Consider the following 26932-nt stretch of genomic DNA (forward strand, 5'->3'; position numbering starts at 1 on the left):
CGCTATCCGCGCGAAGATGGGCAGAAGAACCCCAGCCGTGGGCGGGAGAGCGCAGCATGAGCGAGACAGGGCAAGAGCAAAAACCACAGCCACAGCTGACCCTGGGGCAGGCCGCCTCGGTCGTGCCGGTGGCCGACCGGGCGGCGGCACGAATCGCCGCGGACGACGACCACCATGCCGTGGCGCTGTGGCTGGCCGAGTTTCGCGCCAGCCCGCAGACGCTGCGTGCCTATCGGCGTGAGGCCGAGCGGTTGCTGCTCTGGCTGGGTGAACAGGGCAGGGGGCTCGGTGGGCTCCGGCGCCAGGATCTCGATGCCTTCGAGGCCTTCCTTGCCGACCCGCGCCCCGACGAGCGCTGGGTCGGGCCGCCGAGACCCAGGCATTCCCCGGAGTGGCGCCCGTTTCGGGGACCGCTGTCACCGGCCAGCCGTCGGCAGAGCCTGGTGATTCTTCAGGGCCTGTTCGCCTGGCTGGTCGAGGCGGGCTGGGTGGCGCACAATCCCTTCCGACTGATGCGTGACAAGCGCCGTCGCCTCGACAACCGCCAGCCCAGGATCGAGCGCTACCTGGAGCGCCCGCTGTGGGAGTGGCTGTGGCAATGGCTGGAACGGCCGCTGGAGGAGGGTGCCGGTACAAAGGCTCGCTTCAATCGTTCACGACGTCGCATGACCTTCGGCTTCGCCTACCTTCTGGCGCCGCGGATCAGTGAAATGGCGGCGACACGCATGGGCGACTTCGTCATGCGGGAAGGGCGCTGGTGGTGGCGGGTCGTGGGCAAGGGCGACAAGCTGGCGTACATTCCCGTGCCGCAGGACATGCTGGCTTTGCTGGGGGAGTGGCGAGGCGGCCTGGGCCTGGCATCCATGCCGGAGCCCGGCGAGGATACGCCGTTGCTGCGCGGCCTGAACGGGCGCCGCAGCCTGGGCGACAACCAGCTCTATCGCCTCATTCGCGAGGCCTTCGGCGATGCCGCCGAGGCCCTGGAAGCCGAGCAGGGCGGCAAGGCGCAGGTGCAGCGGCTGCGACAAGCGACGCCTCACTGGCTGCGGCATACGGCGCTGACGCACCAGGCCCAGGCCGGCGTGGAGCTTCGCTACCTGGCCAGTACCGCGCGCCACTCCCGACTGGATACCACGGCTCGCTACCTGCACGCCGAGGATGAGGAGTGGCATCGCCAATCGTCGCTGCACGGGTTGCCGGTTGGGGCGGACGAACCCCTGGATGAATCGGTATAATGGACCCATGCCAACCACGGAGTTCCCATGACGACTGAAGCCACCGCCGAACAGGCGCAGCAGGAATTGCTGGATGAGTTCGAGATGTTCGACAACTGGATGGATCGCTACCAGTACATCATCGACATGGGCAAGCAGCTACCGGCATTCCCCGAGGAGTGGAAGACGCCCGAGCGTAAGATCCAGGGCTGCCAGTCGAATGTCTGGATACACTATCGCCGCGAGGGGGACGTGCTCCACTTCGATGCCATCTCGGATGCGGCCATCGTGTCAGGCCTGATTGCGGTACTGCTGCGCATCTACAGCGGACGCCCCGCCGGGGAGATCTGCGCCACCAGCCCGCACTTCATGCAGGACCTGGGCCTCGACAAGCATCTCTCGCCGACGCGCAGCAACGGGCTGCATGCCATGCTGAAGACGATCTACGAAGTGGCGGAGCGGGAGGCGGCCTCTGCCTGACGCGAGGCCGTGGGGCGCGCCGCGATGTGGCGTACCCGCTCCCGCGCGAGAATACCCTCGGCATCCAGGCTACCGATCGAGACGTCAGTCGCGGCCGGTATCTCACCCGCCAGTTGCAGTGCCTGATAGCGCCCGCAGCAGACTCTCAGGAAGGAGGCGAAGTTGGCGGGGTCATGTCCGGCTTCAGTGCACTCCCGTGAGAGCTTCGCCACCAGCTGATTGAGCGTGAGACCGTCGCGCCTGCCGACCTCTTCCAATACCGCCCAGAAGAAGCGTTCCAGGCGAACGCTGGTGGAGACCCCGTCGAGCCGCATGGAGCGGGTCTGAGGCTCCCACAGGCCCGGCTCTGCGCCGATGAATAGTCTGCACATGCCGTTTCCCTCCCTCGCTGGCCCGGCCGACATTCCATCATGGCGTCGGGCGCGGGCCAGGGCAAGTGGCTGGAAGTGAATCTCGCAGTAGATCAGCGCTAAGTCCGACAGGTTCCTATAGCTCGATGCGTGTCTCGAGAACGGCCAGGAACTGGGCGAGCCACGCTGGGTGAGCAGGCCAGGCCGGGGCGGTGACCAGCTTGCCATCGGTCACGGCATCGTCCACGGCGATGTCGGCGTAGCGCCCGCCGGCCAGCTCCACTTCGGGGCGGCAAGCCGGGTAGGCCGCGCAGGTGCGGCCTTCCAGTACCCTGGCGGCCGCCAGAAGCTGGGCTGCGTGACAGATCGCCGCCACCGGCTTGTCGGTATCGAAGAAATGACGCACAAGCTGGATGACCTTCTCGTTCAGGCGCAGGTATTCCGGGGCGCGACCGCCGGCAATGACCAGGCCGTCGTACTCGGCCGGATCGATATCCGCGAAATCGGCATTGAGGGTGAAGCGGTGTCCCGGCTTCTCGGTGTAGGTCTGGTCGCCCTCGAAGTCGTGGATGGCGGTGGCAATGCTGTCGCCGGCTCGCTTGTCGGGGCACACGGCATCGACACGATGCCCTACGGCCTGCAGGGCCTGGAAGGGCACCATGGTCTCGTAGTCCTCGGCGAAATCGCCACATAGCAAGAGCAAACGTTTGGCGGACATTGGCGTATCTCCTGATCGGCTCGTTGTGGTTGGGTTGCCGTTGATCAGTCTGGCACGGCCGAGCCGAAGGAGGGTGTTAGCGGGCTACTACAGGGCTGTGATAACAGGATGGCGTTAGTGGGAGCGCCCTCTCAGCGTTCGGCAGCGTGTCCGGTGCAGCGGCAGCGGAAATCCTCGTCGAGCTCCGGGTCATCGCGGCAGAGCCGTTCGCTGGGGCCGCCGGGCACCGGGTCGATGCCGCCTGCGCTGCCGGGGTGACAGCGCACGATACGACGCGCGGCGAGCCAGCCGCCCTTGAGCGGGCCGTGAACCTGTATCGCTTCCGCCGTGTAGTGGGAGCAGCTGGGCCAGAAGCGACAGCGGGGCCCCAGCAAGGGGCTCAAGGTGATCTGGTAGAGCTTCACCAGGCCAAGCATGAGCAGGCCGAGCCCGCGAGCCAGCAAGCGCCCCAGGCGATGGAGCCAGGCCGCCAGGCAGCGCATCGTTCAGCGCCCCTCCGCGGGCTTCTGGTAGAGCGTTTCGGGATCGATCAAGGGCTCGCTGGTGATCCGCGCCGCGTCGCCTTCCAGCGCCACGTAGAAGCAGCTGCGACGGCCGGTATGACAGGCGGGGCCGGTTTGCTCCACCTGCAGCAGCAGAGTATCGCCGTCACAGTCCAGGCAGGCCCCGCGCAGATGCTGCTGCTGGCCGGAGGACTCCCCCTTGCGCCACAGTTTCTGCCGCGAGCGCGACCAGTAGCAGACCCGGCCGGTCGCCAGCGTCTCCTCCAGCGACTCCCGGTTCATCCAGGCCATCATCAGCACCTCGCCGCTGTCATGCTGCTGGGCAATGGCGGGGATCAGGCCGTCGGCGTTGAAGCGAACGGCTTCGAGAATCGTGGCCAGCGGTTGCCGCGCGTTGAGCTCGGCCCGTTCGAGTTCCTTGAAGGTATCGACCATAACGTTTCCACAAGAGGGTATTGAGCTCAGCCACCGATGTCAGGCGCGAGCGGCGGCCTCGAGGCAGATATCGCAGCTGCCCAGCAGCTCGATGGTCTGGCGCTCGACGCGAAAGCCGAGCTGACGAGCCTGGATGTTGAGCTGGTGGTTGACGTCGTCCAGGTGCAGCTCCTCCACCCGCCCGCAGTGGCGACAGATCAGCAGCTGAAAGCCGTGCGCATGCTCGGGGCAGGGGCAGGCCACGTAGGCGTTCAGAGACTCGATGCGGTGCACCAGCCCCTGCTCGATCAAGAAATCGAGGGCGCGGTAGATGGTCGGCGGGCGGGCGGCGGCATGCTCGACCGCCAGGCGGTCGAGGAGGTCGTAGGCCTTCAGTCCGCCGCTGGCACCGGCGATCATCTCGAGGACGCGCCGCCGAATCGGGGTGAAGCGTACCCCGTGGCGTTGGCACTGTCTTTCCGCCTGCTGCAGCAGGCTATTTGAATCGGTCATGGGTGACCCGATGCTGAGGAGAATGCCCCCATTCTACGCGCTGGGCAGGGGGGCGGCCAGCGGCTGGGGTACAGGAGTCACGCGCTTGAGCTCCCCGCAGCGGGCAAAGTGTCGTTGGGCAAAGACGACGCGCTCTGCCACGCCGAGGCGGTCAGGCTGCTTTTCGATCAGGTCCAGGCGTGAACGCAGCCCTTCTCCGTTGGCCATCTGGATGGCGAGGCCGGGGCGGGCGTTGAGCTCCAGCAACATGGGGCCGCGATTGCGATCGATCACCATATCGGTGCCGAGGTAGCCGAGCCCGGTCATCTCGTAGCAACCGGCAGCCAGTTCCAGCAGGTTTCTCCAGTCGGGGATACGCAGGCTGGCCAGCTCGTGGCCGGTATCGGGATGCTCCCGCCGCGGGCGGTCGAACTGGACGCCCCGCACGGCGGTACCCGAGGCGATGTCGAGGCCCACCCCCACGGCGCCCTGGTGCAGGTTTGCCTTGCCGTCGGAGGCGGCGGTGGAGAGGCGCATCATGGCCATCACCGGGTAGCCCTGAAAGATGATGACGCGGATGTCCGGCACGCCCTCGTAGGTGTACTCGGAGAGGTGCTCGTCGAAGTTGATCAGGGCTTCGACCATGGCCACGTCAGGCGTGCCGCCCAGCGAATAGAGCCCCGACAGGATATTGGAGACGTGTCGCTCGAGATCCTTCAGCCCCAGGCGCACGCCGCTGGGCTTGATGAAGCCATCGCCATCGATGCGTTCGATCACCAGGATGCCCTTGCCGCCGCTGCCCTTGGCCGGCTTGATGACGAAGCCTTCGTGTCCGGCCACCATCTTCTGGAGCTGCTTGACGCCGAACTGGGTCGTGACGGTGCCGATCAGGGCCGGCGTGGTAATGCCGTGTCGCTCGGCCAGCAGCTTGGTCTGCAGCTTGTCGTCCACCAGCGGATAGAGCCGACGGTCGTTGTAGCGGCCGATGTAGCGAATGTTGCGGCGGTTCATGCCGATGATACCGCGCCGCAGGAGTTGGCTAGGTCGTGCCCACATGGAGTCAGTCCTCGGTAACAGGCTTGAAGCGCCGCAGTTCGAGTAGGCGGTACCCCGTATAGTTCCCCAGCAGCAGGATCAGCGACATGATGATGAGCTGGACGCCCAGGAAGTTGAAGGTGATATGCCGGATCCAGGGATTGTTCATGGCCAGGTAGGCCAGCACCGCGGTGACCAGGCTGCCACCACCCTGAATCAGCACCTCCTTGGGGCCTTCCTCTTCCCACAGGATCGACATGCGCTCGATGGTCCAGGCAAGGATGATCATCGGGAAGAAGGTGATGGTCAGACCCGCGTTGAGGCCCACGCGATAGGAGAGCACCGAGAAGATCGAGATGATGGCGATGACCGTGATGATCACCGCCGACACTCGCGCCACCAGCAGCAGGTTGAGGTAGGAGAGGTAGTTCCGGATCACCAGTCCCACGGCAACGACCAGGAGAAAGCCGATCAGGCCGGTGGGCAGGGTGGTCTGGATAAAGGCCAGGGCGATCAGTACCGGCATGAAGGTGCCGGAGGTCTTGATCCCTACGATGATGCGCAGAAAAACCACCACCAGGGCGCCGATCGGTATCAGCAGGATCGTCTGGAACAGTGCCTGCTCTTCCAGGGGCAGGCTGTGTATCGAGAAGTTCAGCAGGGTGTCATCGGCCAGCTGGCTACGAACGGCGGCGGCGGCCGGTTGGTTCCGCGACAGCATCGAGAAGGTCACCCGGGAGTTGCTGCCCCCCTGCACCTCCAGTACGGCGCGACCGCCGCTCTCCCACAGCAGAAGATTGTCGGGCTGTCCCTGTGCCCCGCTGGTCGGATTGAACAGCGTCCAGTCGTCTTCGCCGGCAAAGACCTGGATCCAGGGGGTGAGGGTCTGGCGCCGGCGTCCGTCTTCCAGCAGCAGCCCGCTGACCTCCCGCGCAGGCACGCCGGCCTGGTTCAGCAGCCTGACCAGCAGCGTGCTACGCTCGAACTGGGTCAACAGCAGCCGAGAGTTTTCGCCCTGACGGTCCTCGCTGAAGTCGCGAATCAGCTCGCGGGCAAAGGTATAGGGGTCGGCGCTGCGGGCCCAGGCGCGCTCGATGACCTGCGCTGCGGCGGTATCGTAGGGACGCTCCCAGATGATTTCGCGCTGGGGTGGTACCGGCAGCTCACGCTGCCTCCTGTCCTCGGTCACCAGCAGGCGCGCCGAGTAGTAGAGCTGTTGACTGCCGGCCGCTTCACGGATCGACCACTGTGCACGGCGGCCGGTTTCGTCCTGGAGAAACGACAGGCCATAGCCCGGTGAGGCCGTATTCTCTGTCAGCAGGCGATAGCCGCGCTGGTGCTGGGGCAGGGCGAGATCGACACGCACCGGATCGCCCAGGGCGGTGAAATCGATGATCGCCTCCACTTCCCATACTGTCCGCTGCTCGCCCTGGGTCCAGGGGACCTCGAACTGGACGTGTCGATGCACGCTCATGCCGATGCCCACCGCCATCAGCAGGCCTACAATGAGATAGAAGGGCAGTCGTGACATGAATCTTCCTTGTTGAGGCTGGAGGCGCCGCCGTTCAGCGGTCTTCCTCCTCCTGGTCGTTGAGTTCGTCCTGTGCCGCTTCAGAGGCGGGGCGGCCACCGGGGAACTCGGGCCTTGGGTGCAGGTAGGTCTCGGCGACATCGATCAGTGCGATATCCATCAGGAATCGGCGGCCCAGCAGCACCGGATAGTTGAGGTGAGTACGGTCATTCAGGGTGAATTCAACCGGTTCGCGAATCGAGCCCAGGGTCATCAGCAAGCTGACTACGGGGCGTGATTCACTGCCGGCGGCCTGCACGATGCGCACGCGTCGCTCGACGGGGGCTTCAATCCATTCATCGCGAACCTGATCGACGACGACATCGTCCTCATTGATGCCCATCTTGAAACGCACCCAGTCCTCGCCATCGCGCTCGAAGCGGGTGATTTCCTTGGCCGAAAGAGAAGACGTGTTGGCACCGGAATCGATACGGGCCCGAAGGTAGGTGCCGATATCGGGCAGGCCGATCCACTCCGAGCGACCCACCAGCTCCTTGTCGGCAAGGGACGCATCGGCCGCCTCGCTGCATTCCGTCATGACGATGACGGGCTCTTCGCCACGCTGCTCAAGGCGCTGGATATTGCCACGCAGCTCATGGAGCACGGCATTGGAATCCCTGACATCCGCCATCATCTCGAGCTGGCGAAGGCCATGGTTAGAGAGCCGGTTGTCCGTCTGGTCACAGCGCAGGGCAATCGTCTGCTCGAGCTGCTCGATGCGTGCATCGAAGGCATCCGGGCTCAGGACGGGATCGGGTTCGACCTGAGGTGACAGGGCGCAGCCGGAAATCAGCAGGGAGGCCAGCAACCAGGGCGCAACGACGAACGGTGATCTTGGCCGCATGAGTGAAAAAAACCTCCGTGTCGGGGTTCACCCGAGGCATGGGTGAGGCCTGGAGTGTGGAGTGGGTCGCGAGCAGTGTCCTCGCGGGGTCGCGACGAGAGATGATAAGGAGTCGGTACCCGGGTTGTCCAACCTCACGGCAAGATCAGCAATTTAACATAATATACATTATACGAACACCCGGTCCGGGCAAGTACGAGCCGACACGATCGTCCGAAGGATTCGTAGTCCTGAGATACGAACACCCCCGGAACCATCAGGCTCCAGGGGTGCAGCGTTGGCTTCAGGCTACCTGCCTGGCCAAGGCGCGACAGCTTGGTGCGATACTACTCGGCCTAGATCGGTTTCTTGTCGTCGACATCAGCCGGCGCGTAGGAGCCATCCTCACGATGCACTTCCTTGCCGGTCAACCCTGGCGTAAAGACGCAGGCCAGGTGCATGGTCTCGTGGGCGCGCAGCAGGTGTTCGTCGTGCTGGTCGAGAATATAGATATCGCCCGGCTTGATCGGCCAGATCTTGCCATCCGCCAGGGTTTCCACTTCACCTTCGCCCTCGATGCAGTAGACCGCCTCGAAGTGATGCTTGTAATGGATATGCGTCTCGGTACCCGCGTAGATACGCGTGATATGGAAAGAACAGTTGCCGCCGTCGTCGGCCAGGCTCAGTCGGGTGCTGTCCCAGGTGCCGCTCTCGGACTTGACCAGGCGGTCGGTCTGACGCGCTTCCTCGAGATTGCGAACGATCATAGAGTGTCACTCCCGTTAACTATTGACGGGCCGGCTGCGAGACAACCGGCCGATACACTAGACGCTATCGCCCTGCTCTACTCAGGCGATGACCTGCTTGACGCTCTCTTCGAGGATGTCCAGGCCCTGCTGGAGATCCTCGTCGGGAATGGTCAGCGGGCAAAGGCACTTGACCACTTCACCGTCCTGGCCGCTGGTCTCGATAACAAGGCCGCTCTCGAACGCCTTGCCGGTGATCTTGTCGGCGATCTCGCCGCTGCCGACATCGATGCCGCGCATCAGGCCACGACCCCGCTCGGTTGCCTCAATTCCACGCTCGGTGAGCCATGCCGCGATCTTCTGGAAGCGGTCTGCGACGATCTCTCCCTTGCGCTGGACATCCCGCTCGAAGGTATCGTCGGACCAATACTGTCGCATGGCCGCAGCGGCGGTGGCAAAGGCCAGATTGAAGCCGCGGAAGGTGCCGTTGTACTGGCCGGGCTTCCACTTGTCGAGATCGGGACGCATCAGCACGTGGGCAAACGGCAGGCCGAAGCCCGACAGCGACTTGGAATTGGTCACGATATCCGGGGTGATGCCGGCATGCTCGAAGCTGAAGAACTTGCCGGTACGGCCACAGCCGGCCTGGATGTCGTCGACAATCAGCAGGATGTCATTGGAACGGCAGATCTGCTCAAGGCGCTTCAGCCACTCGAGGCCAGCCACGTTGATACCGCCCTCCCCCTGCACGGTCTCGATGATCACGGCGGCAGGCGTGTCGAGGCCGCCGGACTTGTCGGCCAGCAGCTTCTCGAAATAGTCCAGGGTGTCGGTATTTTCGCCCAGATAACCGTCGAAGGGCATGAAGGCCGCGCCCTGGAGGGGGATGCCGCCGGTGGCCTCGCGGAACTTGCGGTTGCCGGTGGTGGCGAGCGATCCCATGGTGACACCATGAAAGCCGTTGGTGAAGGTGACGATATTATGGCGCCCCTTGGCCACGCGTGCCAGGCGAATCGCAGCCTCGACGGCGTTGGTGCCGGTCGGCCCGGGCAGCTGGATCTTGTAGTCCAGCCCGCGGGGCTTGAGGATCACCTCCTCCAGGGTTTCCAGATAGTCACGCTTGGCGGCCGTCCAGAAATCCAGGCTGTGGACAATGCCGTCGCTGGCCAGGTAGTCGAGCAGTGCCTGCTTCAGGTGCGGATTGTTGTGACCATAGTTGAGCGTACCGGCGCCCGCCAGGAAGTCGATGTATTCACGACCGTTTTCATCGGTGAGGCGCGCGTTCATGGCCTTGGTGAAGACCACCGGGAAAGAGCGTGAATAGGTCCGAACGTTGGATTCCATGCGTTCAAGTGTCTGGGTCTGCATCGTGCGACCTCCTGATGAGGGTGAAAACAAGCATAGGAAGAGCGAGGGCGGCACTGTTCATCGGCCACCCAGCGTCTAGCGGACGGGATTCAGAGGCGACCGGTATCGAAGGGACCGATACGCACCAGGTTCTCGGGGTCGTGCTCACCGCCGAGCTGGTCCGTGGAGAAATATTCACGGCTATTCAGCGGGGCGTGCCAGCGATCGGCCAGACGGCGAAAAAGCCCCCAGGAAGCCTGATTGTCGGGTGTGATGGTGGTTTCCAGATGGTGCACATCGTCAAGCTCCGGGCGGGTCATGACGGCTTCCACCAGGCGCCGGGCAAGCCCTGTACCGCGAGCCTTCTCACCGACTGCAACCTGCCACAGGAAGTAGGTGTCGGGCGCGTTGCTCTTCACGTAGCCCGAGACGAAGCCGACGATTTCGCCCTCTTGATTGGTCGCCACCGCGCAGGTATCCCTGAACTGCGTCGCCAGCAGCAGGTAGGCGTAAGCGGAATTGACGTCCAGCGGCGGGCAGGATTTGATCAGCTCATAGATGCCCCAGCCGTCATCGGGGTTGGGCTTGCGGATAAACAGCGGTGCGGCATCGCTGCCAACCACGGCGTCGGCCACGCTGGGCCGTGCCAGATCGGCAGAAGGTGTAAAAGGCTGCGGTGTCACATTCATGTTCAGACTTCGCTGTAGCGATGTTACGCATAATGATAACAGGGCTCATGACCAAATCAAAATGGACATTATGCCCCGAGCCACCTTCCATAACAGAAAATTATGCAACGACACCATCTGTCCGGTGCCCGGTATCGCCCTCTCGCGTCACGCTGATAGTCTAGTCCAGGTTTTTCCTGGCCACCTCACGCAAACGAGCCGCCCGGGGGCGGCTCGAATGGAATGTCCTGCATCGGCTCAGGTGCGCGATGGGGTCCGCATGGTGACGAACTCCTCGGCGCCGGTCGGGTGGATCCCCACGGTGGCATCGAAATCGGCCTTGGTCAGGCCTGCCCTCACGGCGATGGCGATACCCTGAATCAGCTCCCCGGCCTCTTCACCGACCATGTGCGCACCGACCACCACGTCGCTGGCATCATCGACGATGAGCTTCATCAGGCAACGCTCCTGGCTTCCGGAAAGCGTGTGTTTCATGGGCCGGAAGTCGGTTCGGTAGACGCGGATCGCCCCATATTTTTCCCGTGCCTGCTCTTCCGAGACACCGACGGTGCCGATGTTCGGATGGCAGAAGACCGCCGTGGCGATATTCTGGTAATCCAGAGGCGCCGTCGGGGTGTCGGAGAAGTGATGCTTGACCAGGTGCATGGCCTCGGCGAGGGCCACCGGCGTCAGCTCCGGGCCACCGGTGACGTCGCCCAGGGCCAGGATGGATGGTACCGATGTCTCGAACCGCTCATTGACCTTCAGCGTGCCATCGTCATTGCAATCGACACCCAGCTCACCGAGGCCAAGCCCCTCCAGATGAGGCTTGCGGCCGGTAGCTGCAAGCACCGCGTCCACCTCCAGTGTCTCGCCGTTGGTGAGGAACACCAGCAGGCCATTATCGCCCGGTTCGATACGCTCGATGTTGGTTTCGAATTGAAGGTTCACGCCCTTGATGGCCATCTGGTCGCGGGCGAACTCCCGAACCTCACGGTCGAAGCCGCGAAGAAACAGCTCGCCGCGGTAGACCAGGTGGGTCTCACTGCCCAGGCCGTTGAAGATGCTGGCAAATTCCACCGCGATATAACCACCGCCGAGCACCAGGAAGCGCTCGGGGAAGCGCTCGAGGTCGAAGATCTCGTTGGACGTCACCGTATGTTCGCTACCGGGGAAGTCGGGCACCCAGGGCCAGCCGCCGACGGCAACCAGGATCCTGGCGGCACTGATGCGCTCACCGCCCACGTCGACATGATGCTCGTCGACCACCTGGGCACGTCCATTGATCAGCCTGACTCCTGCGGTCTCCAGCAGGCGGCCGTAGATGTCGTTGAGGCGCTTGATTTCACCGCTCTTGTTGTCACGCAGCGTGGCCCAGTCGAAGGTGGGTGCGGCTGGCAGATGCCACCCGAAACCGCCAGCGTCCTCGAAGGCGTCGTGAAAATGGGCCGCGTAGGAGTAGAGTTTCTTGGGTACGCAACCCACGTTGACGCAGGTGCCTCCCAGGTAGCGATCCTCGGCCACGGCGACACGTGCGCCCGTGGCGGCGGCGGTGCGCGCCGCACGCACACCGCCGGAACCGGCACCGATGACGAAGAGGTCATAGTCGAAGTCTGGCACGAAGTTCTCCTTCTCGAACCGGGCTCTCGAACAGGGCCCGTTGGAATGGGGCGATAATACCAGTGCAGGCCGCGTCTCGGGAGTGTGGCGGTTGACCGCTGCCCTGAGCGCCTGTAAAAAAGCCCCCCGGCCATTGGCCGCGCCGATCAAGCCACCGGAAACGCTTTACATGGACAAGGAAATCGCCACTCTACTCGAGAACAACCGATCCTGGGCAGAGCGCATGTGCCAGGAAGACCCGGACTATTTCACCCGCCTGTCTAGCCAGCAAAACCCCAATTACCTGTGGATCGGTTGCTCGGATAGCCGAGTGCCGGCCAACCAGATCGTCTCGCTTCCCCCTGGGGAGGTGTTCGTCCATCGCAATGTCGCCAACCTGCTCCACCACAACGACATGAATGCCCTCTCCGTCGTGCAGTATGCGGTGGACGTGCTGAAGGTGAAGCACATCATGATCGTCGGCCACTACGGCTGCGGCGGTGTCCGGGCGGCGGTAGCCGGCGGCGAGTGCGGCATGGTGGACTACTGGCTCCACTCGGTCCGCGAACTCTACAGCCATCATCGCGCAGCGCTGGCGGCGCTGCCGCTGGATGAGCAGGTGGACCGGATGTGCGAGCTCAACGTCAGGGCCCAGGTCAACAACCTGTGCCGCACCAAGATCATCCAGCTGGCCTGGCAGCGTGGCCAGGCCTTGGCCGTCCACGGCTGGATATACGGCCTTGGCGACGGGAGAATCAGCGATCTCTCCTGTACGGTACAGGGTCTGGATCAGGTGGCGACCCTCTATCGCATCGACCGGGTCGAGCCCCCGCCGACACCCGGGCGCTGATCGATCCGGCTATCGTCCACTCCTGGCACTACGCTAAACTGGCATTAACCAGACCGCCAGGAAGGCTGCCATGATCGATCCGCTCGCTGAGCTCCAGTGTTGCCATCTCGACCGGCTAGAGCAGCGCTATGCCGAGACGCTCTCCAGCCTCGGCCATGATTGCGTATTGCTCTACAGCGGCCAGCCCGCCCTCCATTTCGGCGACGACCAGCACGCCAGTTTCCAAGCCTACGGTCATTTCCAGCACTGGACCGGCCAGGCGTATCTCACCCACAGCTGGCTGTTGGTGTGCCCGGGGAAGCGCCCGGTGCTCTACCTGCATGCCCCTGACGACTTCTGGCACCTGCCTGCCTGCCTGCCTCCGGAGGCCTGGACCGAGCGTGTCGACGTGGTGAAGGGGCGCTTCGATGTGCCTCCCGCCCTGCCCCGTGGCCGCTATGCCGTCATCGGTGACGTGGATGCCGCGACTGCCAGGGCGCTGGGGGCCGAACTCAATCCCGGCGCCCTGCTCATGGCGCTGGACGAGGGGCGGGTGCGCAAGAGCGAGTACGAGGTCGCCTGCATCGGCCGGGCCAACCGACAGGCCATGGCCGGCCATAGGGCGGCCAGGGATGCCTTCCTGTCAGGTGCCGCCGAGCTGGATGTGCAGCTCGCCTACCTCCAGGCATCGCGTCAACGCGAGAGCCATGTTCCCTACGGCAATATCGTCGGCATCAATGCCCACGGCGGCGTCCTCCATTACCAGCACTACGACACCCTGCCCCCGAAGCAGCAGCATAGCCTGCTGGTCGATGCAGGGCATCGCTACCGTGGGTACTGCGCCGACATCACCCGCACCTGGGCGGGTGCCCAGGCGGACGGACTGTTTCACGCGCTCATCGAGGGCGTTGCACAGGTGCAGCAACAGCTGATTGCCGCCGTGCGCCCCGGTGTCGACTATGTTGCCCTGCATGAGCGGATGCACGACCTGCTGGCCGAACTGCTTGTCGAGCACCGCCTGGTCCTTGGCACCCCCGAATCTGCCGTGGCAAACGGTATCACACGGGCTTTCTGTCCCCATGGGCTGGGCCATCTACTCGGCATTCAGGTTCACGATGTGGCCGGGCGTCGTGCCGCGAACGGTGCGGCCCTGCCCCCGCCCGACAAGCATCCCGCCCTGCGCCTGACGCGTGAACTGGAAGCGGGAATGGTGGTCACCATTGAACCGGGGCTCTATGTCATTCCCATGCTGCTCGACCCACTGCGTAAGGGGCCGGTTGGTCGCGAGGTGAATTGGGAACGGGTGGAACGACTGGCCCCCCACGGCGGCATTCGCATCGAGGATAACGTCCTGGTCACCAGCGACACTGCCAAGAACCTGACGCCCGAGGCCGAGTGATACCATCATGCGCGAGCGGCGACACGAAGCCGACTTCTCACCACCACGCGGGCTGACCAATGCCCACGTGCAGACGCTGCTGCCGCGCCTCCTGCCGCGTCCGCCACTGGCACGCGAGGTAGAAGTGCTCGAACTGCCCGACGGCGATTTCGTCGAGCTGAACTGGGCCAGCCCCCAGCCCGCAGATCCCGAGGCGCCGGTTTTCGTGCTCTTTCATGGGCTGGAAGGCTCCTTCGACTCCCCCTATGCGCGGTGGCTGCTCTCGGCGGCCAGCCGGCTGGGATGGCGTGCCGTATTGATGCACTTCCGTGGCTGTGGCAGCCAACCCAATCGCCTGCCGAGGGCCTATCACAGCGGCGATACCGCCGACGCCTACTGGCTCTTCGGACAGCTCACCCACCGCTTTCCCAAGGCGCTCAAGGTGGCCGCTGGCGTCTCCTTGGGCGGTAACATGTTGCTCAAGCTGGTGGCCGAACAGGGGGGAGATGGCCTGGACCTGGCCGGTGCCATCGTGATCAGCGCGCCATTGGACCTGGCGGCCAGTGCCGACCGGCTCAATCAGGGGGTTTCCCGAATCTACGAGCGGCACCTGTTGAGTGCGCTGAAGCGCAAGGTTCGTGACAAGCTCGTCCACGGGGCACTGCCGCTGCCGCTGGATGCCGGCGGATTGGACAGCCTGAGCAGCCTGCGCGCCTACGACGATGTGGTGACCGCGCCGCTGCACGGTTTCGAGGGGGCGGAGGATTACTACCAGCGCGCTTCCGCCGGCCCCCTGCTGGGAGACGTCGAGCTTCCCACCCTGATCCTGCACGCCGATGACGATCCCTTCATGCCGGCGAGCCTCTATGAGCGCCTGCCCGCCCCCTCTCCTGCCGTGCATCTGGAGATCGCCCGGCACGGAGGGCATGTCGGCTTCATGGAGTGGCGCAACCGCCGGCTGGAACCCTGGCTTGCCCGACGGATAAGCCGAGAGCTGGCGTCATGGAGCAGCCCGGCGATTCCCTGGACGGGCCGGGCCGGGCCCCATCTCACTCGATCGGGCAGCTGATGCCGGTGCCCTTCAGGCCACAATAGCCGCCGGGGTTCTTGTGCAGGTACTGCTGGTGATACTCCTCCGCCAGAAAGAAGTCGGTGAGCGGAGCGATCTCGGTGGTGATCTTCCCCTGTCCCGCCTGTGACAGCGAATACTGGTAGATGTCGCGGCTGCGCTGGGCCGCCGCATGCTGCGCGTCGCCGGTGGTATAGATCGCCGAGCGGTACTGGCTTCCCACGTCGTTACCCTGACGCATGCCCTGAGTGGGGTCATGGGCCTCCCAGAAGGTGCGCAGCAGTGTCTCGACATCGATCCTGGCGGGATCGAAGACGACTCTCACCGCCTCGGTATGACCTGTCATGCCGCTGCAGGTCTCCTCATAGGTGGGATTGGGGGTGACGCCGCCGGCATAACCAACGGCGGTGACATGAACCCCCGGGAGCTGCCAGAACAGTCGTTCCGCGCCCCAGAAGCAGCCCAGACCCAACACGATGACCTCATGCCCATCGGGAAAGGGTGGCAGCATGGAGTGGCCGTTGACGGCATGTATGCCCGACACGGCGAGCGGGCTATCGCGCCCGGGCAAGGCGCGGGCTGGGTCGATGATCATGTTCTCTCCTTGAGCTCGAGCGCTCTTCAGGCTGTGGTCGACGGACTCTCGCACATGAACCTGGGTTATGGACCGCTATCGACCTGCGGAGGTTTCCCGGGGCGGGAAAAGGTATAGACCAGATCGACCGCCTGCGCCGCACCCGAAACGGCCTGCACATAGAGATTGCGCCACAAGGTATAGCGCAGGGTCAGCTCGGCGATGGGCGAAAAGATACCGACGCCGTAGCTGATGCGAAGGTCCTCGGTGAGATAGCCGGTCACCACCACCTGGCTCTCGTCCCCCATGCCGGCCGTTTCCAACGCCAGGTCGTCAATGCCGAAGGCCTGGCCGATAGCCCCCACCGCGCCGCCGGTCTGCCCCAGGGTCAGGCCGACCAGCGCAGCCGTCAGGGCGCCGTCGGCATCGCCATCCCGCGGTGCCCGTCCACGCAGGAGATAGGATAGGGCACTGGCTTCATCCATGGCCGGCTCGGAAAAGATCTCCAGGCTTGGCTCGGCGGCAAAGCCGGTAACGCGAAGCCCCGCGATCACGCCATCGTCGGTCAGGTCGGGATTGCGGATGGCCTCGAAGTCGAGCAGTGGCTGGTCAGGAGGACCGCTGAAGAGCAGCTGGCCCTGGCGGATCATCAGGTCCTGGCCGAAGGCGCGGAAGCGCCCATCGGCCAGGATGACGTCACCGAACAGCTGCACCGGCCCGTCCTGCTGGCGAACCTGCAACGTACCCCGCAGCCCCGTTTCGAGCCCGCGGGATTCAAATTGCATATCGGGCCCCAGGTTCAAGTCGATGCGAACGTCCAGCGACATGCCGGCTTGCTGCAAGGCCACCGCAGCGGCCTCATCCGCCCCGGCCTCTTCCTCGAGGTCGGCGGTACGCCTGGCACGGGCTTCGTCGCGGCGGGTGATGATGATCTCGTCGGGACTGGGTGAGACCGCAGCGGGCGGCGTATCGCCGATCTCGAGCCGTGCCCAGGGGACCTGAACCGCGCCGCGTACCTGCAGCCGACTCGGGTCGATGCGCACCCGCAGGTCCGGCGCGATGCGCAACCGGCCGAACTCGGGCATCGTTACCAGCAGCGGTCGCTGCGTGCCGTCCAGGTCGATCCCGATTCGCCAGTCGTCCGGCGAGGGCCAGGCCGCATCGCCGTTGATCACCAGCCGCCCATCGTCGCTTTCCACATAGCCCATGATACGGGCGGTCTCGCCGTCGAGCTCAACCCGGATGCGGCCATCCACGATGATCAGGGGGATATCCATCCCGCTGGCCTGCAGGCCGCTCAACTCCAGGGCGCCATTCAGCTGCGGGGATTGGCCGGTGCCGGATATGTCCACTCGCCCATCGATGACGCCCTCCAGGGTGTCCATGCCGGCGGCCAGGGTGCGATAGCGTGACAGATCGAGTGCATCGAGGGTCAGGGTCCCCTCCAGGGCGCCGTCGCCGGCCGGATCGTCCTGTCCCACGCGCAGTCGAACGCGGCCGGCATCGGCCAGGCGCAGGTCAAGGTCCAGATCGACTCTCTGCTGGCTGGCATCCACATTCACACTCAATTGCGTGGCCGGCAGCGACCAGGGCTGACCGTAGATATCCACTCCCTGGAGGGAGATCTCGCTTTCAAGGTCGCTCTGCAGGCGCCACTGGGCACCACCCCTTCTCCACTGGGCCTGAAGGTTCATGTCGGTCTGGCCCGTCGCACGCCACTCTTCGGGCAGCCATTCATCCAGCAGTTCCATGGGCAACCCGCGAACCGAGAGAGCGGCATCACCGCTATCGGCACTGGCTTGCAGCGTCTCGTCGAGACAGATACTGCCGCCCTGCTCGCGGCGCAGGCAGAACGGCTGCACGCGCACGCTGCCGGCCTCGAGATCGGCGCTGAAGCTCAGTGGTTCGTCCAGGCGGATATCGCCGTACTCCGCCGTCACCTCCAGCGGATGGATACGCCCGGTGTAGCGCTGGCGGTCCTGGGAGAGCCCTCCCTCGAGTACCAGTGAGGCCTGTGACAGCGGCATGCCGCGTCCGGCAATGGCGTCCAGCGTCAGCGCATGGTCCGATAGGCGGCCGTCGAGAAGGAGGGAGACCTCGCTGAAGCGCTGTCCGCCGGCGTTGAGACTCTCGATGTCCAGCCTCAGATCGAGCGCGGGGTCGTCCAGCCCCAGGATGCTGCCTGCCAATTGCAGGCTCTCCAGGTGATTGTCGGAAAACACCAGGCTATCGCCAAGGAGTTCGATGTCGATCTGGGGCGTCTCGAGGCTTCCCGATGTGGTGAATTGCCCGGCCAGGCTGCCGCCAAGGTCGTCGTGCAGGTTGGAGAGGTTGGGCAGGTCGATCTCGCCGTCAAGGCTCATGCTCTGCTCTGTCACCGCACCGCTGGCGGAGAGGCGATTGTCGGCCTGGCGAAACTCGAAGCGATCGATCTCCCAGCGCATCTCGCTGTCACCGCTGAGGCGCGCCTGCAGCGACATCGGCAGCGACTGCAGTTCGCCACCGATATCGAGGCGAGGCACGTCCAGCTGCCAGCCATGGAGCCCCTGGGCAAACGCCACTTCGATATCGCCGCTCAGGCGGCCATCGGTGGCGTCGGTGAAGGCCCCGGGATCGACGTTATCGAGGCGAATGACGGCGCTCACGTCCAGGCCCTGGGACCAGTCGGCACGACCGCGGCTGACCAGCGAGGCATCGCCCAGGGTCAACGACAGTGGCAGCCAGGCAAAGTGCTCGAAATCACCGCTGCCCGACAGGGCCACACGGGTACGCGGTATCTCGGGCCCTTCCAGCCGCATCGACAGAGCCGCACTGTAATCGAGCAGGCTGCCTGCGAGGCGCAGCGACAGATCTTCGATCAGATAGGGGTCGACCGACACCTCTTCCACGTCCTCGGGCATGTCGGTGACCAGCCGCATCGGCAGTGGCCACTGCAGCAGGTCGCTTTCCAGCGAAGCGGTAAAGGGCAAGGTCGGGTCCAGCGCATCGAGCCGGGCCGTCAGCTCTGCCTCCACGGGGCCTGTGGCAGCCAGCTCTGCCTCCAGGTCGCCGAGACTTCCGCTCAGCAGCAGATCGAGCCGCTGTCCGGCCAGCTCGGGCAGGGTTTCCGGTAGCCACAGACTGGCACGCAGCCGCGCATCGAGGGGATAGTCGTCCCGCAGTTGGACCCTGGCCGACAGTTGAGCATCGACATCCAGGGTGGCGAGATTGAGGGAGGTCACCTCGACTTCCTGGCCGCTGGCTTCGAGGCCCAGGGTCAGGTGCCGGATCGAGTAATCGACGAGGCCGCTGAGCTCGATCTCCTCGAGCCGGAGATGCGGCACGGACACCGACAGGGGAAGATGAATCTCGGGAAGCGCGATGCGCTCGCGCTGGGCCAGCGCCAGACCGGCCTCGATCTCGGCAGCGATGGCCGCCGGAAACGGCGATGCCAGGGCAATAGAGGCATCGATGGCTTCCGCTGACAGGCGAGGCTCGTCGGTTTCGCTCTCCGCCAGAGCCAGCTGAGCCCCTGGAGAGAGAGGGAGGCGAATGCGCAGTCCGGTAAGCCGAGCCGGCAACAGGGCCAGCTGCGACTGGGCGGCCTCGATGCCGGAGGTGAACGTATCGATCTCGATCCGAGTACCGTCCCCCAGCGTTACGATCGTGTCGACGACCTGAAGCTCGGGGGCCGTCACGGCCAGGGGCAGGCGAATCACCCGCTCCTCGGCAGCGACGGCTTCCTCCTCCACTTCGGCAGTGCCCGGCGGCGCGTCCGTCAGTGCGATGGCCGCGTCAATGGCTGGTGCGGCAAGGCGTGGCGCGCCATCTTCGGTGTCGACCGGAGCCAGCTCGGCCCCCGGCGAGGCGGGAAGCGAAACGCGAAGCCCCTCCAGGCGGGTGGTCAGCAACTCGAGCTCGGATGCACTCGCCCTGGCCGCCGAAGAGAAATCATCGAAGCGGAGCCGCGTGCCGTCTGCCAGCGACAGCTCCACGTCGACCAGCGACAGCGCACGGATCTCCACGGGAAACGGCAGGCGGATCTCTCCTGCGGGCGCCCTTTCCTCCTCTTCCGGATCGGCCTCACCCGCTCGTAGCTGGATATGCGCACCCTCGACGGCGAGATGCTCGATACAGAGCCGCCCCCGGAGCAGGCAGTCGTCGGACCAGGCCAGGTCGAGGCGTTGCAATGACACCGTCGCGGGCCCGGCGTCCAGCTCCAGGCCGTGCAGGACCAGTCGGTCGAGCGGGGCCCCTTCGGCATCCTCCAGTTGGTAGAAGCCTCGTTCGGCCCCCTTCTCCAGCAAGAAGCCAGTGCCCCATGGGGAGAGCGCCAGGCCCAGCGCCAGGATGACCCAGCCCAGCAGCCAGAGTGGCAGTACGAACAGCAGACGAACAAGAGACCAGAACAGCAGCCGAGCCCTCAGAATTCCGGGCCGATGGCGAAATGAAGGCGCCACGCATTCTCCTCGTCGTCAAAGGGATGGGCGACATCGAAGCGTACCGGACCGACGGGTGAAATCCAGCGTACTCCGAGGCCAGCCCCGGTATTGAGCGAATCGGGACCCCAGTCATCGAAGGCGTCACCGGTATCGATGAAGGCGGCGCCCCACCAGTTACCGGTGATGCGGTGCTGAACCTCGGTACTGGCGGTCAACAGCTGCTGGCCGCCTCGCAGCCGCCCCTCCTCGTTTCGCGGCGCCAGGGTTTCATACCCGTAGCCACGTACCGTGCGGTCGCCGCCGGTGAAGAAGCGCAGCGATGGCGGCACCTGGGAAAAGTCATTGGTCTCGATGGCACCGAGGCCAAGCCGGTTCACGAAACGCAGATTGCTGCCCAGCATGCGAATCCATTCGGTATCGCCTGTCATGCGCAGGAAGTCGGCACCCGAACCCCACATGCCGTCGGAGTATTCGAAGGCAATTCTCTGGCGGTCGCCCCAGCTGGGAAACCGAGGGTCGCGAGTCCGTGTCCGTGACCAGCTCACCCCGGGGTAGTAGATGAGGACACTATCGGCTTCCCCGCCCTGGGTGAAGTCCTCGTAGGTGGCGCGGACGTAGAGTGTCTGCACCCAGCGGTTGTCGAACTCCCAGCGCCGTGCCAGTTCGATCGTGCTTTCGAGGGTCCGGGTATCTTCCATGTCCCGATGACGCAAGCCGTACTGCAGGCGGTATTGATCGCGCAACGGATCGTCCAGCGGTAACAGGTAGGTACCGGTCAGGCGCTGCTCCGGCTGAGAGATGAAGAGGTCGTGGTCGAGGCTATGGCCGTAGCGGTTGATCCAGGGCTGCTCCCAGCCGAAACCCATCCGGGGCCCTACGTCGGTGGCGTAGCCCACGGCGACCTCGAACTGGTGCCGGTCTGCCGGTGCCAGCACGACATCGATCGGCATGACGGGGCGTTCGGGTCGATGCAGCGTGGTCACGGCGGTGAGTGCCTCGGCGGATAGCCGTGGCCCATCGGCAGGCGGCGGCGAGGGTTCTGCCCGATCGCTGGGCAGCGTCGCCTCTCCCTGGGTGCCGACCTCGTTCCACCAACCCAGCTCAGGGGGCGTCAGGGCCAACTGCCGGCGGCTGTCCAGCCGCGGACGTACGCTGACCGAGCTGAACCAGCCCGCCTGCCCCAGGCGCTGGGCATAGAGCGCCACATCCCCGGCAAGGTAGGGTTCCCCCGGCGTGAAGGGGGCCATCTGCCGAAGCCGCTCCTGGAGGATATGGCTACCCCGTATGGTCACATCGCCGAAGGCGTAGCGCGGCCCGCTGTCCAGCGCCAGGTAGAGGCGCGCGCTCTCGTCGAAGGGCCGGACCTCCATGCGCCGGTCAGTGAAGCTCCAGTCAAAATAGCCCCGTTCCAGGGAGAGGTTGGCAAGGCGATTGCGCATGCGGTCCCAGGGGGCATGCTGCAGCGGGTCGCCAACGTCCAGCGGGAATGCCTCGACCGTATCGCGGAAAGGGCCATCGTTGCTGGCATCGCCTTCGAGGCGAATGTCCAGAACCTCGATGATGACCTGGGGGCCGGGCTCGATGACCAGCTCTACATGACGGGGCGGATCACGCTCTTCGAGTCGCTGGTGGATCTGGGGTTCATAGTACCCATAGACCCGCATGGCCTCCCGAGTGCGCCGCAGGACTTCGCCTTCGAGACGCACTCGCCCGTACTGGGCGGCATCGAGGCTGCCCAGGTAGTGGCGAACATTGTCGGCGACATCGCCCTCCAGCCCGTCGATACGGGCCTCGAGGGCCAGCGCATCCTGGCTGAGGCCAAGGCACAGGACCACTGCCCCAAGGCATGCTGCTACGCGCTTTCCCATATCAACGGTTTCCTGACTGGCTCCAGTCCAACCCGCGACTGGAGGCCCACCTGATGGCATTACTGCAGGGCTTCCAACCCGGCACTGAGTGCGAGCTGGGTCTGACGCAGCTCGATCAATTCGGCTTCCATGGCGGTGAGTCTGTTCTGCAGTCCGCTAACCGTTTCCTGATGCTCCTGCTGGCCTGACGCAAGGCCTTCCAGCTCCTCGTTCAAGGCGTCGAGACGCTCGGTCACACTCTCGAGCTGAGCGATCAGCTCCGCCTCCTGGCTCCGGGTGCGCTCATCCAGCGCCTGGAAACGCTCGTCCCGACCGGCCAGTTCCTCCGCCAGGGCGGCCTGCACGTCCTGCTGGATGTCGCCCAGTTCATCGAAGCGGCCCTGCCATTCCGACAGTTGCTCGGCGGTGCGCTGGCTGGAATCGGCCACCGTCTCGATGCGGGTGGCCAATGCCTGGCGCCCCTCTTCACTGGCCCGCTCCAGTGCATCCATCGAAACCTGGGTCGCACTCAGCAGGGCATCCCGGTAGGCCGCTTCCTCGGCCATGGTCTCCAGCTGCTCGGCAACGCCAGCGAGGCGATCGTCCAGCTCGTCAAGCCGCGATTCGTCGATGTCGGCGACCTGCTCCACCTCCACCTCCAGGTTCGCCGTGCGAGCAGCCAGGGATTCGCCGCGATTCTCCAGCGTCGTCAGCCGTGACTCGATCACTTCCAGGCGATCGCCTCGGCCTTCCTCGGCATCGAAGCGAGCATGGACATTGGAGAGTTCGCCGGTCAATTGTCGCCACTGCTCATCGAAGCGCTGACGCTCCTGCCAGCCGAACCAGGTCACCGCTCCCAGGGCAATGACCAGCAGGAACACCATCAGCCGAAGCGGCCAAAGCCTGGGCATCGGCTGTGCTGGCCGCCGTGCCCGCGTCAGGCTGGTGTCCGGGTCGGGGACGATGGGGCGTCGCTCGGGCGGACGCGCTTCTGGCATGGCAAACTCCTTTCAGCAAAGGCGGCAGGCGCCCATTGTAAGCAGGGAAACCGCCTGCACGCACGCTGTTACCTCAACGAGAAGGAGTCTGCGCGGGGTCGGCCCGGCGGCCGATACCCCGGTAGGAAAGTCCCCAGCTCGCCACATGGGATGGATCGTAGATGTTGCGCCCATCCAGCAGCAGGCCTTCCCGTAGCTGTCCCGCCAGCCTGGCCCAGTCCGGGTTCCAGTAGTGCTTCCATTCGGTGACCAGCATCAGGGCATCCGCGCCTTCGCAGGCAGCATAGGGGTCGGCATCGAATAGCTCCAGCAATGGATGGTCGCCGACTTCGGCGCGCAGCGCCGCCGTGGCGGCGGGGTCGTGCAGCCGAACCTTGACGCCCTGGGCCCACAGTGCCTTGAGCAGCGTGAGGACCGGTGCATGATCGATGCGGGCCGAGCCCGGCTTGAAGGCCGCGCCCCATATCGCCAGGGTGCGCCCTTCCAGGCGGCCGTGGAAATGGGTCCAGAGCTTGCGAAACAGCGTCTCCTTCACCTGCTCGTTGATATCCAGAACCTGTTCCAGCAGCGCCGAATGGCGGCCGCTGGCCTCCTGGACATCGGCCAGCCGCATCAGGTCGCGGGAGAAGTTGGGTCCGCCGAAACCGCAGCCCGGATAGAGGTATTCATAGCCGATCCGTGAGTCGGCACCCATGCCCTGGCGGACATGCTCCACGTCCACCCCGAGGGTATCGGCCAACCCCGCGATCTCGTTCATGTAGCTGATACGCGTTGCCAGCATGCCGATGGTGGCCAGCTTGGTCAGCTCCGCCGCACGACGCGGCATGCGCTGAACCACATCGCGACGTCGATTGAAGGCGCGCAGCAGTTCGCGCACCTGGGCTTCGGCATGATCGTCATCGCAGCCCAGCAGCCAGCGGCCGGGGCGGGTGAAGCTGGCCCAGGCGCGCCCCTCCTCCAGCATGTCGACCAGGGCTACGGCACGGCGCTCCGGCGCTCCAAGGCGCGACTCCAGGCGCTCGGTCTCGCCCACCGGGAAGGTGGAGTTGTTGATCAGCATCAGCCCGCCACCGTGGCCCGCAGCGGCCTGTTCCACCAGATCGCCGGCCTCGTCCCGCTGTTCGGGAGAGAGAGCGAGCCATAGGATATCGATGGCGCCCGGGTGCGGCGTGTCGCTGCCCGCCACCGTCAGGGTGCCGAGCTCACGCCCTTCCTGGAGGCTGGCCATGAGGTCGGGCTCGCGCTTCAGCCAGTCGACTTCCAGCAGGCGGGGCCAGGGCATCGAGGCGTGGGGCACCCAGTGCACCTGGTGCCCTACCCAGGAGAGGGCGGCGGCGGCCGTGGCGGCCGCCAGCTCACTTCCATGAATCTCGAGTCGCATGGCGATTACTCCGGCTGGCTATAGCGGGAGAGCAGTTCGCGAAAGCCCTCGCCGAAGCGCGGATGACGGCGACCATAGACCATGGTGGCTTCGAGATAGCCGAGCTGATGGCCGCAGTCGTAGGTCTTGCCGCGCATTCGCCAGGCGTCGACGCCATCGGTCTGACGCAGCGTCTCGATGGCGTCGGTGAGCTGAATCTCGTTGCCGGCGCCGGGCGGGGTTTCGGCCAGCAGGGAGAAGATACGGCCCGGCAGGATATAGCGACCGATGACGGCCAGGTTGGAGGGTGCCTCTTCCCGTGACGGTTTCTCCACCACCCCGTTCAGCGGGCAGGATTCACCCGCCGAGGGTGCGCCGCCCCGAGGATCCACGATGCCGTACTTGTGGACATTCTCCCACGGCACTTCTTCGACCATCAGTTGGCAACGTCCACTGGCCTGAAAGGCATCGATCATTCCCGCCAGGTCGTTGCGCTCTAGGCCCTCATCATCCACCAGGACGTCGGGGAGCAGTACCGCAAAGGGTTCGTTGTCGCCGATTACCGGGCGGGCGCAGAGTACCGCGTGGCCAAGGCCCAGGGGCTCGGGCTGGCGAACGCTGATGATATTGACGTCATCGGGAACGATGGCGTTGAGTTCGTCGAGCAGCTCCTGCTTGTCCTTGGCCTCGAGGCTCGCCTCGAGCTCGAAGTGCTTGTCGAAGTGGTTCTCGATAGCACTCTTGCTGGCATGGGTCACCAGAACGATATCGCGGATCCCGGCGGCGACCGCTTCATTCACCACATACTGGATCACGGGGCGATCGACGATGGTGATCATCTCCTTGGGAATCGCCTTGGATGCGGGCAGGCATCGGGTTCCGAAGCCGGCCACGGGGAGAACAGCCTTGCGAATCATTGTGCCTTCCTTGTCGCTGGAGTCGGTTGATCAAAATGACGACCCGGGCCACCGATGATTCCGTCATGGGAAAGCCCGGGTCGCTACGGGTACAATAGCGCATGATACCGAAGGTATTGAATGATGCCAGGGTGTCGACCCATTCACACGGAGATACAACATGAGCGCAAGCCTCCATCACCACAATGTGGACCAGGCCGAGATTGCCAAGTTCGAGGCGCTGGCCAGCCGGTGGTGGGACCCGCAGAGCGAATTCAAGCCGCTGCACGACATCAATCCGCTGCGCCTGGATTTCATCGATGCGCGCTGTGGCCTGGCGGGACGTCAGGTCCTCGACGTGGGCTGTGGCGGCGGCATCCTTGCCGAAGCCATGGCCCATCGCGGTGCCCGCGTTACCGGCGTCGACATGGGGGAGGCGCCCCTCGGCGTGGCGCGCCTGCATGCCCAGGAAAGCGGTGTCGAGGTGACCTATCGTCAAGCCAGTGCCGAGGAGATGGCCGCCGAGCATGCCGGCGAGTTCGACGTGGTGACCTGCCTGGAGATGCTGGAGCATGTACCCGACCCCGGCTCCGTCATTCGCGCCTGTGCCACCCTCGTCAAGCCGGGGGGGCACGTCTTCTTCTCGACGCTCAACCGGAACCCCAAGGCCTACACCCTGGCGATCATCGGTGCCGAATACCTGCTCAGGATGCTCCCCCGCGGCACTCATGACTACCGCAAGTTCATCCGCCCCTCCGAACTCGCCGGCTGGTGTCGGGAAGCGGGCCTGGAAGTACGCGAACAGAGCGGCCTGGTCTACAATCCGCTGACCCGCCGCTACCGGCTCTCGGCACAGGATGTTTCGGTCAATTACCTGATGCACTGTCGCCGGGAGACAAGCTGATGCAGTTGCCGGACGCGCTGCTGTTCGACCTCGACGGGACCCTGGTCGATACCGCACCCGACCTGGCACGAGCCACCAATGCCCTGCGTGCCCATCATGGGCTGGCACCACTGCCCTACCCGGTGATCCGCGCCCAGGTCTCCAATGGGGGCAGCGCCCTGGTCATGCTGGCACTGGGTCTGGAAAAGGCCCACGACGGCCATGAGGAAGCCCGGGAGTTTCTGCTCGAGGCCTATGGCCAGGCCGTCGCCGAAGAGAGCCGGGTCTTTCCCCCGCTGGATCGCCTGCTGGCGAACTGGGAGTCCAGGCGTCGGCCCTGGGGCATCGTCACCAACAAGCCTCGGGCCTATGCGGCGCCATTGATCGACGCCCTGGGCCTGATGCCAGGCGCCCTCCTCTGCGCCGACGACCTGCCCGTCAAGAAGCCGTCCCCCGAACCGCTGTGGGCCGCTGCGGTGGCACTGGGCGTCGCGCCGGAGCGGTGCTGGTATATCGGCGATCATCTGCGCGACATGCAGGCGGCGCGTGCCGCCGGCATGCCGGCCATAGCCGTGGGCTACGGCTACATCGAGGAGGGAGACGACTATCGCGACTGGCCGGCCGACCTATGGTTCGAGACCAGCGCGTCCCTGGCGGAGACCCTGATGCCCGCTCCCGCACTCTGATCCAGGCATTCTGACCCAGGCACCGGGAGCGG

Annotated in this window: 25 protein-coding genes; 7 read left to right on the plus strand and 18 right to left on the minus strand. The window is 64.9% G+C overall.

Annotated elements, in window-relative coordinates; all coding sequences use genetic code 11:
- The first annotated feature begins 56 nt into the window (after positions 1-56).
- Complete coding sequence (locus LY622_RS02865) at positions 57-1235, plus strand: tyrosine-type recombinase/integrase (RefSeq protein ID WP_234289503.1); 1179 nt, start codon at positions 57-59, stop codon at positions 1233-1235.
- Between the two features lie 27 nt (positions 1236-1262).
- Positions 1263-1694 carry a SufE family protein gene (locus LY622_RS02870; RefSeq protein ID WP_234282803.1) on the plus strand — a complete coding sequence of 144 codons (432 nt, stop codon included), beginning with the start codon at positions 1263-1265 and terminating at the stop codon, positions 1692-1694.
- Here the strand turns inward: LY622_RS02870 and LY622_RS02875 are convergent.
- The 12 genes from LY622_RS02875 to gorA all read right to left on the minus strand — a co-directional run bounded on the left by LY622_RS02875 (position 1658) and on the right by gorA (position 11980).
- Positions 1658-2065, minus strand: a complete 408-nt coding sequence (locus LY622_RS02875) for a ribbon-helix-helix domain-containing protein (RefSeq protein WP_234289504.1) — start codon at positions 2063-2065, stop codon at positions 1658-1660. The two genes, LY622_RS02870 and LY622_RS02875, sit on opposite strands and share 37 nt — an antisense overlap.
- 115 nt (positions 2066-2180) lie before the next feature.
- Entirely contained in the window at positions 2181-2762 is a 582-nt protein-coding gene (locus LY622_RS02880) for a DJ-1/PfpI family protein (RefSeq protein WP_234289505.1), read from the minus strand.
- Positions 2763-2893: 131 nt separating this feature from the next.
- Positions 2894-3244: a membrane protein insertion efficiency factor YidD gene (gene yidD / locus LY622_RS02885; protein WP_439649572.1), complete on the minus strand. Its 351-nt coding sequence runs from the start codon at positions 3242-3244 to the stop codon at positions 2894-2896.
- A 3-nt stretch (positions 3245-3247) separates the two neighbouring features.
- Positions 3248-3700: a phosphoribosyl-AMP cyclohydrolase gene (gene hisI, locus LY622_RS02890; protein ID WP_234289506.1), complete on the minus strand. Its 453-nt coding sequence runs from the start codon at positions 3698-3700 to the stop codon at positions 3248-3250.
- A 39-nt stretch (positions 3701-3739) separates the two neighbouring features.
- Positions 3740-4192, minus strand: coding sequence for a transcriptional repressor (locus LY622_RS02895; RefSeq protein ID WP_234282811.1), 453 nt, complete (start codon positions 4190-4192; stop codon positions 3740-3742).
- 33 nt (positions 4193-4225) lie between these two features.
- On the minus strand, positions 4226-5227 hold the full coding sequence (locus LY622_RS02900) for an alpha-L-glutamate ligase-like protein (RefSeq protein WP_234289507.1): 1002 nt from the start codon (positions 5225-5227) through the stop codon (positions 4226-4228).
- A 4-nt stretch (positions 5228-5231) separates the two neighbouring features.
- The gene (locus tag LY622_RS02905) at positions 5232-6737 is read right to left on the minus strand and encodes a UUP1 family membrane protein (protein WP_234289508.1); all 1506 of its coding nucleotides are present in this window, start codon (positions 6735-6737) and stop codon (positions 5232-5234) included.
- Between the two features lie 34 nt (positions 6738-6771).
- Positions 6772-7620, minus strand: coding sequence for an ATP-dependent zinc protease family protein (locus LY622_RS02910; protein WP_234289509.1), 849 nt, complete (start codon positions 7618-7620; stop codon positions 6772-6774).
- Positions 7621-7955: 335 nt separating this feature from the next.
- Positions 7956-8366 (minus strand): ectoine synthase, encoded by a 411-nt coding sequence (locus tag LY622_RS02915; RefSeq protein ID WP_234282819.1) that lies wholly within the window; start codon positions 8364-8366, stop codon positions 7956-7958.
- Positions 8367-8447: 81 nt separating this feature from the next.
- Positions 8448-9713, minus strand: a complete 1266-nt coding sequence (gene ectB, locus LY622_RS02920) for a diaminobutyrate--2-oxoglutarate transaminase (RefSeq protein WP_234289510.1) — start codon at positions 9711-9713, stop codon at positions 8448-8450.
- 89 nt (positions 9714-9802) lie between these two features.
- The gene (gene ectA / locus LY622_RS02925; RefSeq protein WP_234289511.1) at positions 9803-10381 is read right to left on the minus strand and encodes a diaminobutyrate acetyltransferase; all 579 of its coding nucleotides are present in this window, start codon (positions 10379-10381) and stop codon (positions 9803-9805) included.
- A 237-nt stretch (positions 10382-10618) separates the two neighbouring features.
- Positions 10619-11980 carry a glutathione-disulfide reductase gene (gene gorA, locus LY622_RS02930; protein ID WP_234289512.1) on the minus strand — a complete coding sequence of 454 codons (1362 nt, stop codon included), beginning with the start codon at positions 11978-11980 and terminating at the stop codon, positions 10619-10621.
- Between the two features lie 169 nt (positions 11981-12149).
- On the opposite strand from gorA, the gene can reads away from it, so the two are divergent.
- The 3 genes from can (at position 12150) to LY622_RS02945 (ending at position 15235) form a co-directional block, all read left to right on the plus strand.
- The gene (gene can, locus LY622_RS02935) at positions 12150-12809 is read left to right on the plus strand and encodes a carbonate dehydratase (protein ID WP_234289513.1); all 660 of its coding nucleotides are present in this window, start codon (positions 12150-12152) and stop codon (positions 12807-12809) included.
- Positions 12810-12879: 70 nt separating this feature from the next.
- Entirely contained in the window at positions 12880-14187 is a 1308-nt protein-coding gene (gene pepQ, locus LY622_RS02940; RefSeq protein WP_234289514.1) for a Xaa-Pro dipeptidase, read from the plus strand.
- Positions 14188-14194: 7 nt separating this feature from the next.
- Positions 14195-15235 carry a hydrolase gene (locus tag LY622_RS02945; RefSeq protein ID WP_234289515.1) on the plus strand — a complete coding sequence of 347 codons (1041 nt, stop codon included), beginning with the start codon at positions 14195-14197 and terminating at the stop codon, positions 15233-15235.
- Here the strand turns inward: LY622_RS02945 and msrA are convergent.
- From msrA to galU, 6 genes are all read right to left on the minus strand, one after another.
- Entirely contained in the window at positions 15216-15830 is a 615-nt protein-coding gene (gene msrA, locus LY622_RS02950; RefSeq protein WP_234289516.1) for a peptide-methionine (S)-S-oxide reductase MsrA, read from the minus strand. The two genes, LY622_RS02945 and msrA, sit on opposite strands and share 20 nt — an antisense overlap.
- 65 nt (positions 15831-15895) lie before the next feature.
- Positions 15896-20248, minus strand: a complete 4353-nt coding sequence (gene tamB, locus LY622_RS02955) for an autotransporter assembly complex protein TamB (RefSeq protein WP_234289517.1) — start codon at positions 20246-20248, stop codon at positions 15896-15898.
- On the minus strand, positions 20212-22098 hold the full coding sequence (gene tamA, locus LY622_RS02960; protein WP_234289518.1) for an autotransporter assembly complex protein TamA: 1887 nt from the start codon (positions 22096-22098) through the stop codon (positions 20212-20214). Before tamA ends, tamB begins: the two co-directional genes overlap by 37 nt.
- 59 nt (positions 22099-22157) lie before the next feature.
- On the minus strand, positions 22158-23075 hold the full coding sequence (locus tag LY622_RS02965) for a coiled-coil domain-containing protein (protein ID WP_234289519.1): 918 nt from the start codon (positions 23073-23075) through the stop codon (positions 22158-22160).
- Between the two features lie 73 nt (positions 23076-23148).
- The gene (locus LY622_RS02970) at positions 23149-24456 is read right to left on the minus strand and encodes a UDP binding domain-containing protein (RefSeq protein WP_234289520.1); all 1308 of its coding nucleotides are present in this window, start codon (positions 24454-24456) and stop codon (positions 23149-23151) included.
- 5 nt (positions 24457-24461) lie between these two features.
- Entirely contained in the window at positions 24462-25352 is an 891-nt protein-coding gene (galU, locus tag LY622_RS02975; protein ID WP_234289521.1) for a UTP--glucose-1-phosphate uridylyltransferase GalU, read from the minus strand.
- Positions 25353-25512: 160 nt separating this feature from the next.
- Between galU and ubiG the strand changes: the two genes are divergently transcribed.
- Positions 25513-26235 (plus strand): bifunctional 2-polyprenyl-6-hydroxyphenol methylase/3-demethylubiquinol 3-O-methyltransferase UbiG, encoded by a 723-nt coding sequence (ubiG, locus tag LY622_RS02980; protein ID WP_234289522.1) that lies wholly within the window; start codon positions 25513-25515, stop codon positions 26233-26235.
- Positions 26235-26900 (plus strand): HAD-IA family hydrolase, encoded by a 666-nt coding sequence (locus LY622_RS02985; protein ID WP_234289523.1) that lies wholly within the window; start codon positions 26235-26237, stop codon positions 26898-26900. Before ubiG ends, LY622_RS02985 begins: the two co-directional genes overlap by 1 nt.
- The last annotated feature ends 32 nt before the right edge of the window (positions 26901-26932 follow it).

The sequence above is a fragment of the Halomonas alkalisoli genome, assembly GCF_021412585.1.
Classification (GTDB): Bacteria; Pseudomonadota; Gammaproteobacteria; order Pseudomonadales; family Halomonadaceae; genus Halomonas; species Halomonas alkalisoli.